At 65.7% G+C, this 8,005-nt stretch carries 8 protein-coding genes; 5 read left to right on the forward strand and 3 right to left on the reverse strand.

Annotated features, from left to right (window positions below):
- From gshB to Q0L57_RS33895, 4 genes are all read left to right on the forward strand, one after another.
- Positions 1–582 (forward strand): glutathione synthase (gene gshB, locus Q0L57_RS33880; protein ID WP_296747593.1); only part of this gene is annotated, 582 nt, incomplete at its 5' end.
- Between the two features lie 168 nt (positions 583–750).
- Positions 751–1,599: a hypothetical protein gene (locus tag Q0L57_RS33885; RefSeq protein ID WP_296747595.1), complete on the forward strand. Its 849-nt coding sequence runs from the start codon at positions 751–753 to the stop codon at positions 1,597–1,599.
- A complete protein-coding gene (locus Q0L57_RS33890; RefSeq protein ID WP_296747597.1) occupies positions 1,596–2,876 on the forward strand; it encodes a glycosyltransferase family 4 protein in 1,281 nt (426 codons plus the stop codon). Before Q0L57_RS33885 ends, Q0L57_RS33890 begins: the two co-directional genes overlap by 4 nt.
- A complete protein-coding gene (locus Q0L57_RS33895) occupies positions 2,873–4,081 on the forward strand; it encodes a glycosyltransferase family 4 protein (protein ID WP_296747598.1) in 1,209 nt (402 codons plus the stop codon). Before Q0L57_RS33890 ends, Q0L57_RS33895 begins: the two co-directional genes overlap by 4 nt.
- On the opposite strand, the gene Q0L57_RS33900 is transcribed toward Q0L57_RS33895, so the two are convergent.
- Both Q0L57_RS33900 and Q0L57_RS33905 read right to left on the reverse strand, forming a co-directional pair.
- Positions 4,076–4,999, reverse strand: coding sequence for a glycosyltransferase (locus tag Q0L57_RS33900; RefSeq protein ID WP_296747600.1), 924 nt, complete (start codon positions 4,997–4,999; stop codon positions 4,076–4,078). The genes Q0L57_RS33895 and Q0L57_RS33900 overlap by 6 nt on opposite strands.
- A gap of 130 nt (positions 5,000–5,129) precedes the next feature.
- Positions 5,130–5,537 carry a hypothetical protein gene (locus Q0L57_RS33905; RefSeq protein ID WP_296747602.1) on the reverse strand — a complete coding sequence of 136 codons (408 nt, stop codon included), beginning with the start codon at positions 5,535–5,537 and terminating at the stop codon, positions 5,130–5,132.
- A 310-nt stretch (positions 5,538–5,847) separates the two neighbouring features.
- Here Q0L57_RS33905 and Q0L57_RS33910 point away from each other — a divergent pair, with 310 nt between their 5' ends.
- The gene (locus Q0L57_RS33910) at positions 5,848–7,380 is read left to right on the forward strand and encodes a YifB family Mg chelatase-like AAA ATPase (RefSeq protein WP_296747604.1); all 1,533 of its coding nucleotides are present in this window, start codon (positions 5,848–5,850) and stop codon (positions 7,378–7,380) included.
- Between the two features lie 58 nt (positions 7,381–7,438).
- On the opposite strand, the gene Q0L57_RS33915 is transcribed toward Q0L57_RS33910, so the two are convergent.
- Positions 7,439–8,005: TetR/AcrR family transcriptional regulator (locus Q0L57_RS33915; protein ID WP_296747606.1), on the reverse strand; the 567-nt coding region annotated here is incomplete at its 5' end.

Raw genomic sequence — 8,005 nt, forward strand, 5'->3', positions numbered from 1 at the left:
AACAGCCCGGAAAAGATCTTCGTCACCGAATTCCCGGACCTGATGCCGGAGACGCTGATCACCAAGGATCCGCAGGAAGTGGCCGCCTTCCGCAAGGAGTTCGGCGACATCATCGTCAAGCCGCTCTACGGCAATGGCGGCGCCGGCATCTTCCACCTGCACGAGGCCGACCGCAACCTCGCCTCGCTGCTCGAAATGTTCGGCCAGTTGTTCCGCGAGCCCTATATCGTGCAGCGTTACCTGAAGGACGTGCGTAAGGGCGACAAGCGCATCATCCTGATCGACGGCGAGCCGGTGGGCGCCATCAACCGCGTGCCGGCCGAACATGATTCCCGCTCCAACATGCATGTCGGCGGCCGCGCCGAGAAGACCGAGCTGACGACACGCGAGCGGGAGATCTGCGCCCGCATCGGACCATCGCTCAAGGAACGCGGCTTCATCCTGGTCGGCATCGACGTGATCGGCGACTACATGACCGAGATCAACGTGACCTCGCCCACCGGCGTGCGCGAGGTGCAGCGCTTCGGCGGCGCCGACATCGCCAGCCTGTTCTGGGACTGCGTGGAGGCGAAGCGGAGCTAGCTTCCGGCTGCCGGCAGGCCAGAAATGGGAGCCGCCGGTTGAGCGAGCCCGTGCAGAGCTTGACATGATCGAACCCTCCCAAAAATAGTAATTGCCAGACAAAGCCTTAGCCTGCAGGAGAGTACCTACACTTTTGATTTCTCCGTCAGCTTGGTGGATCGCAGCGGTATGAACTGGAGCGCGATCGCGTCCTTCGGCCCGAAGGTTTTGCACGGCCTGAGCCTCACCGCGCAGGATCTGGCCACGCGCCAGCGCGCCGCGCCGGCAGGCCTCGCGGAAACCTCGGCGCATGATCTCTACCTCGCTCCTCACTGCGACGACGTCTGCTTTTCGCTCGGCGCTTTCGTGCGGCGGCGGCGGCAGGGCATCCTGCTCACGCTGTTCTCGAATTCGGGCTACCTGGCCCGACCCTGGACGGTCACGACCCAGGGCGACGAGCGGATCGCCGCCATCTCCAGCCTGCGCCAGCGCGAGGACTTGGCCTTCGCTCGGGAAGTGGGGCTGCGCCGCTGTCTCGGCGGCCTCGACGAGGCGCCATTGCGCGGCTTCGACCCGTTCGAGACCGCCAAGGCGGACGACGACTCGCGGCGTCTCGACGGCGCCGTCACCGCGGCGATCTTCGCGGCGGCGAGGAAAGATCATGGAGGCCAGCAGCCCTGGCTGTTCTGCCCGATGGGTATCGGTGGCCATATCGACCACATGGTGGTGCTCAAAATCGTGCTGCGGCACTACAGAGCCCTCCAAGCGCGCTGGCGCATAGCCTTCTACGAGGACCTGCACTACGCCGCGACCTGGCGGGAGCGCGCGGCCGGGCTGGCGCGGTTCCAGAACCTTGCCGCGCCGCTGAAGCCGAGGCGCTCGCTCTGGCCCATCGGCGAAAGTGCCGACAAACTGGCCCTGGCCGCGCTCTATCCCAGCCAGTTCGCCACGCCGCCGGCCTCGATAAAACCGTTCACCCCGGCGCAGCGGATTCCCGCCCCCGCGCATGAGGCGCTGTGGACCGCCGAACGGCCATGAACACCGTGGCACCCTCGACGCGACCCATGCGCATGGCCCATGGGGCGATGAGGGAAAGCTGGCTGCGCCGGCTCCCCGGGTGGCGCCGGCTGGTGGCTCGACTGCAACGCCGCCGTCATGATCCATTTTCCACCTTGGCCGGGTTGCCTCGGGACAAGGTAGACGCGCGTCCACATCTTCTCGTCATCGTGCCCTGGCTGCCGATCGGCGGCGCCGAGGTGCTGCTGGCCGATATCCTGGGCAGCCTGAAAGCCGAATGGCGCTTCAGCATCGTGACGACCGAGCCGGGTGACAACGTTCTGACGCCCACCTTCGCCGCGCTCACCCCGGAGATCTACCATCTGCCGGACCTGCTCGACCGGCGACACTGGTTCGAATTCGTCGCCGCACTTCTGGCCTTCCGCGGCTCCAGGGCAATCCTGTCGAGCGGATCGCGCTTCCTCTATGCCAATCTGGAGGCGATCAAGTCGCGCTTCCCGGCAATCGTGAGCTTCGACGTTCTGCACAATGACGCCGCCGAAGGGCATCTGGGCCGGGCTCTCGGCGTACGGCGCCACATCGATCGCTTCATTGCGATCAGCGAAAGAATCGGCCGCTCGCTCGCCGAAGGCGGTGCCGACGCGAAGGCGGTGACTGTCATCCCCAACGGCATCGACTATGAAGGCGCCTTCAACCCGCAACGGGTCGACCGCCAGGCTCTGCGCAACCGCTTCGGGATCGAGGAGGACGCTTTCGTCATCGGTTTCGCCGGGCGGATGAGCGAGGAAAAGCGACCGCTCGCCCTGCTGGCCGTGACCGCGCCGATCCTCGCCGCTCATCTCCGCGCCCGTCTTCTCGTGGTGGGCGACGGTCCGATGACGGCCGCGTTCGGCAAGGCGGCCCGTCGCGCCGGAATCGCGGGGCGCCTGCACCACCTGCCGAGCCTCGACCGTGCGGCGATGCCGCAGTTCTATGCCGCCTGCAGCGTGCTCGCGCTGCCGTCGCGCATCGAGGGCACGCCGCTGGCGATGCTCGAAGCACTGGCAATGGGCTGCCCGGTGGCGGCCACCGATGTCGGCGACGCGGCGCTGATGATCAGCGAGGGCGTCAACGGCTTTGTCGTGCCGGTCGAAACCCCTGTGGCGCTGACGCCGCGCATCGCAGGGCTGGTCGGCGATGACGTAATGCTCCATCGTATGCGCGCGGCGGCGCGGCAGTCGATCATGAAAGCCGGACGCTCGGCCGAAACGATGCTCAACTCCTACAGGACGCTCATAGGTCAGGCGGCGGAGCGATGAACCGGAACGTCATGGCAGGCACGCCACGATTGAAAGTTGCGATCGGGATATTCCGCCTCCACCCACGCGGCGGCCTCGAGGACCACGCTTTCCGCATTTCGTCGGCGCTTTGCGAACGCGGCCACGAGGTGGACGTTTACACCACCGGAGAGGTCTCCGCCGAGGGCTTCACCACGCATGTCCTGAAACGCCGCGGATTTTCCAACCATGCCAGGATGCAGGCGTTTGCCTCGGATTTCCGCCGTGCCACCGAGAACCGCTATGAAAGGACCATCGCGTTCCATCCCTCCCCGGGTTGCGACATCCTCATCCTTGGCGACTACCCCCGCAATCGACGCGGCACAGGTCTTTGGCGGCGGATGCTGCCCCGCTTCATCACCTACGCCGAGCTGGAGGCGGGCTGTTTCGAGGCTGGCGCCCGGACACGGGTCATAGGCCTCGCACGCCGCCAGATGGACATGCTCCTCGACCGATATCCGGCGCTTCGTTCCAGGAGCGCGCTCCTGCCGCCGTCGATTGCGCCTGAACTTTGCCAGCCGGAGCGCCGAAGCCCGGATATCCGTGCTGCGGTCAGGGATCGCCTGGGTATCGAACAGGGCGCCCCGGTGTGGCTCTGGACCGGCCTGCAACCCCGTGTCAAAGGGCTAGACAGAGCGATCGAGGCGCTGGCCCGCTTTCCGAACGCGGTTCTCCTGGTCGCCGGTCTATCGCCCGACAGCCATCGGCTTGCCTCGTTGCTGCGAACAGTCGAGCTGTCCGATCGCGTCCGGTTCCTGGGGTACATGTCGAAGCCGCAGCTGATCGATCATTTCGCGGCAGCCGATCTGATGGTGCATCCGGCGCGCGTGGAGGTGACGGGCGCGGTGATCCTCGAAGCCTTGATCAATGGACTGCCTGTCGTGGCGACGGATGTCTGCGGCTTTGCCGCGCATGTCGCGCAGGCTTCGGCGGGTAAGGTTCTTCCGACACCATTCGATCCTGAAAAACTCATCGAGGCGATCGCGGAGGTAAGCGGAGCACGAAATGCCGCCTATTCCGCCAGCGGCATCGCCTATGGGCGCCAGGCCGATCTCTATTCCGGGATCGCCGCTGCCTGCGACCTGATCGAGGCGGATCGGCTGCCGCAAAGGGCTAGCGAGCAGTCAATGGACCAGCCGGCGAGTCGGCTCGCGAGCAGCGGCATCGACGAATGCGCCTTTTCATAGGCGCATCGCCAGCTTGAGCCTCAGCGCCGCGACCGAATGCCGGTTCGCGGCCAGCAGCGCGAGCATGCCGACCCGTAACTTTGCCGGCAAACGACCATGGCGATGGCTGGCGCGGAGCAGGATCGCGATATCCTTCATCTCCGCCTCTGGTATCGGCAGGGCGGATGAATGCCGGCGTTCAAGATAATCCAGAACGGCTTCGGCAGGCGGGGTCGCGCAAGGATCTTCGCCACCTATCGACGGGCCAAAGAAGCGCAAGCGCGCAAGCGCCGCCGCAGCGCGCTGGTCGAGCCGGTTGACCGTCGATGTCTGAGCGGGATGTGTTCTCAGCCGCATCAGCCGCTGCGGCAGATTGCCGAGCTCACCCATATGGGAAAGCCGTAGCCAAAGGTCGTAGTCTTCCGCGTAGGTGAAGGCCCGCCGGTAGCCGCCGGTGCGTTCGACGGCGGCCCGACGCATCATCACTGTCGGGTGCAGGATGGGGTTTTGCCGGCGCAGCAAGGCGTTGACGCGCGTGGGGTCTGGCTCCATATCCATAGCCGCCGCGTTCTCGCCGATCGCGACCGCGGAGGTCCCCAGGACGACCAGCTCCACGTTTGCCATCATCGCCGCCAGCTGGCGCTCTAGCCGCTCCGGCTCGGCGACATCATCGCTGTCCATGCGGGCGATGAAATCGACATCCGTGTGCGCCAGCCCATGGTTGAGCGCGTCTACGATGCCACGGCCGTTGGATCTGATGGCCCGGATGCGGGGATCCTGGGCCGCGTGCCCCGCTGCGATCGCCATGCTGTCATCGGTTGAACTGTCGTCGACGACAAGCATGAGGATGTCCCGCAGGCTTTGGCGCTGCATGCTGGCAAGCGCCTCGCCAAGGAATCTGCCGCCGTTTCGGACCGGCATGATGACGGCGACGGTCATGCAGGCAAGGCCGAGCTTTTCCGACCGATGTTCCAGCGATGAAGCAACGTCAGGGCAGCCTCCGATTTGCGCAACCGTGGACGGCAGTCATGTCTCAGATAGCCCAGTTTCCGCGAACAGGATGATCCGTTCACTCAGCCACATCTGGTATCTTCCAACGCGGCGTCCCCGAAATTCGCCCATTCTTCGCAGACTTGAAATAGGTCGTGGCGAGATCTTCGTCACACATCCACTCCAGGTATACCTGGATCGACCCGCCCTCTTCCGTAACAGGATAGCGTTCGCCGCACGCTTCGGTGCGCTTTTCATACAGGCGCTTCTGCTCGCGGGTGAGCTGATGAAAAAATACTGCCTTGCATTTGTCGATCACGGCCTCCGACATGAATTCGTCGGCGCTCGATCCCCAGGCGCAGGCTTGATGCAGCTTGTGTGCCGCGAGGCACTCGGGCGCGGCCCTGATGCTCTCCTCCAGCTGAGCACCTTTTGGGCACTGCGCGTCTTCAGCGGCCGCAGGCACGGCAATCAGAAACCCGATCAAGATTGCGCATCCAGTCCGCATACCGAATCCCCCGCACCCTCTCCAGGTCCGATTTTGCGCCCGCCGCACCTTAGCCGAATGGGCACCAACCGGAAAACGGTATTGCTGCCGCCACCGCCCAGTCTCTGCCTCGATGCCGACAGCTCGGTCTGTTGGACCAAAAAAGCCCGTGCTTTGAGAAGCCATGGCCGCGCACTCAAATGTTCCTGTAATGTTCTTGCCTAAATCCAAAATCTATGGTTGTTTTGAGCTGGTATCATTCGCGGCCTGATCGCAACGCCGCGAGCGGGCCTGTATCCGGGGGCGGAAAATGGTAGCGCGGGTTCGCACGGTGGCTTTCCAGGGCATCGAGGCCGTGCCGGTCGATGTCCAGGTGATGATCGCGCCGGGCAAGGTCGGCATGCAGATCGTCGGCCTGCCGGACAAGGCGGTGGCCGAGAGCCGCGAACGGGTGCAGGCGGCGCTTCATGCGTCGGGCCTGTCGATGCCGTCGAAGAAGGTGACTGTGAACCTCGCCCCGGCGGATCTGCCCAAGGAGGGCAGCCATTACGATTTGCCAATCGCCCTCGGCCTGATGGCCGCGCTCGGCGCCATTCCCGGCGATATGCTTGCCGGCTACGTGGTGCTCGGCGAATTGTCGCTCGACGGCACGATTGCCGCGGTGGCCGGGGCGCTGCCGGCGGCGATCGGCGCCAATGCGGAAGGCAAAGGCCTGATCTGCCCCTTCGCCAGCGGGCCGGAAGCAGCTTGGGCCGGCAAGGATTTCGATATCCTGGCGCCGCGCAGCCTGATCGCCATCGCCAATCATTTTCGCGGCACGCAGGTGCTGTCGCGGCCCGAGGCCGGCATCCAGGTCGCGGCGCGCGACCTGCCGGACCTTGCCGACATCAAAGGCCAGGAGAGCGCCAAGCGGGCGCTGGAGGTGGCGGCGGCCGGTGGGCACAATCTTTTGATGGTCGGGCCGCCCGGCTCGGGTAAGTCGATGCTGGCGCAACGGCTGCCGTCGATCCTGCCGCCGCTGGCGCCGAAGGAGTTGCTCGAGGTCTCGATGATCGCTTCCGTCGCAGGCGAGCTCGGCGAGGGCAAGCTGACCGACCGACGGCCGTTCCGCGCGCCGCATCATTCGGCCTCGATGGCGGCGATGGTGGGCGGCGGCTTGCGCGTGCGCCCCGGCGAAGTGTCGCTCGCGCACCACGGCGTGCTGTTCCTCGACGAGTTCCCGGAATTCTCGCCGCAAACGCTGGATGCGCTGCGCCAGCCGCTGGAGACTGGCGACTGCATGATCGCGCGCGCCAACCACCGCGTCACCTATCCGGCGCGCATCCAGCTGGTGGCGGCGATGAACCCGTGCCGCTGCGGCATGTCCGGCGAGCCGGGTTACCGCTGCCTGCGCGGCGAGCGCTGCCGCACCGACTATCAGGCGCGCATTTCCGGCCCGCTGCTCGACCGCATCGATCTGAGGATCGAAGTGCCGGCGGTTTCCGCAAGCGACCTGATCCGCCCCGACAAGGCCGAGCCGAGCGCAGCGATCGCGCAACGCGTGGCACGCGCCCGCTCGATCCAGCGCGAGCGCCTCGAACGGCTGGGCATCGCCAGCGCCACCACCAACGCGCATTGCCCGCCGGCGGTCGTCGAAGAGATTGCCAGGCCCGATGCCGCCGGGTTGACGCTGCTCAAGGACGCCAGCGAGAAGCTCGCCTTCTCGGCCCGGGCCTATCATCGCGTGCTGAAGGTGGCGCGCACACTCGCCGATCTCGACGCCAGCGAGGCGGTCGGCCGCATCCATCTCGCCGAGGCGATATCGTATCGGATGAGCGCGGAGCGGATGGCGCAGGCGGCGTAGCCACAAGGAATCCGCAAAAGGCCGGGTCCGCCTCTTCGGCGGCGGCTGGTCCTTACTTTCAATCGATCGCCGGGATCAGCTTCTGCAGCGTCGGCGCCAGGATCATGCCGAAGGTCAGGGCATCGCCGTAGGCCCGGGCGGAAAGCATCGCGCCGTGCACGGTCGCCATGAAGGCCTCCGCCTCGGCGCGCGGTGTGGCGGAGATCGTCAATGCGCCCTTCGCGGCGCCACGCTCGATGACATCGGTCAGCCATCCGGAGAGAAATCGGAAATAGGCCCGGACCTCCACGGCAACTTGGGGAGGAAGGACCGGAAGCTCGCTGGCGAGCAGGGCGCAGACGCAGATCGGCCTGCTCGTGTCCTCGATGCACTGGGCCCAAAAGCCGGCATAGGTTCGCAGCAATTCAGCCGGGTCAGGGATATTGCGCTCAAGCTCGGCCATGCCGGTGACGGCATCCTCGAGGTAGCGCCGCACCAGGGTTTGAACCAGGTCGACCTTGCTGGGGAAATGATGATGGATGCTCGCTTTGCGGATGCCGATCACCTCGGCGATATCCGCATAGCTGAACCCGTTATAGCCGCCGGCGACGATGAAGGTGCGCGCGGCGGCCAGGATGTCATCGGC

This window comes from Mesorhizobium sp. (assembly GCF_024509055.1).
Classification (GTDB): Bacteria; Pseudomonadota; Alphaproteobacteria; order Rhizobiales; family Rhizobiaceae; genus Mesorhizobium.

Coding starts and splice junctions, on each gene's coding strand:
- Q0L57_RS33885 (WP_296747595.1), top strand. CDS start 751: ATGAACTGGAGCGCGATCGCGTCCTTCGGCCCGAAGGTTTTGCACGGC.
- Q0L57_RS33900 (WP_296747600.1), bottom strand. CDS start 4,999: ATGACCGTCGCCGTCATCATGCCGGTCCGAAACGGCGGCAGATTCCTT.
- Q0L57_RS33910 (WP_296747604.1), top strand. CDS start 5,848: ATGGTAGCGCGGGTTCGCACGGTGGCTTTCCAGGGCATCGAGGCCGTG.
- Q0L57_RS33895 (WP_296747598.1), top strand. CDS start 2,873: ATGAACCGGAACGTCATGGCAGGCACGCCACGATTGAAAGTTGCGATC.
- Q0L57_RS33890 (WP_296747597.1), top strand. CDS start 1,596: ATGAACACCGTGGCACCCTCGACGCGACCCATGCGCATGGCCCATGGG.